This is a genomic window from Escherichia sp. KCJ4928, from assembly GCF_004352695.1.
GTDB lineage: Bacteria > Pseudomonadota > Gammaproteobacteria > Enterobacterales > Enterobacteriaceae > ECMA0423.
This window is the reverse complement of the sequence record NZ_SJWV01000797.1, coordinates 1-255: the sequence shown is the minus strand read 5'-3', so window position 1 is coordinate 255 and position 255 is coordinate 1. Positions and strand designations below refer to the sequence as shown.

The 255-nt window shown below is 57.3% G+C and carries 1 pseudogene; it reads left to right on the top strand.

The window, feature by feature from the left end:
• A pseudogene (locus E0D98_RS26830) lies at positions 1 to 255 on the top strand (glutamate decarboxylase); the annotation flags it as partial.

The following is a 255-nucleotide window of genomic DNA, read 5'->3' as shown; positions in this document are numbered from 1 at the left end:
GGCCGTATGAGTTCATCTGTACGGGTCGCCCGGACGAAGGCATCCCGGCGGTTTGCTTCAAACTGAAAGATGGTGAAGATCCGGGATACACCCTGTACGACCTCTCTGAACGTCTGCGTCTGCGCGGCTGGCAGGTTCCGGCCTTCACTCTCGGCGGTGAAGCCACCGACATCGTGGTGATGCGCATTATGTGTCGTCGCGGCTTCGAAATGGACTTTGCTGAACTGTTGCTGGAAGACTACAAAGCCTCCCTGA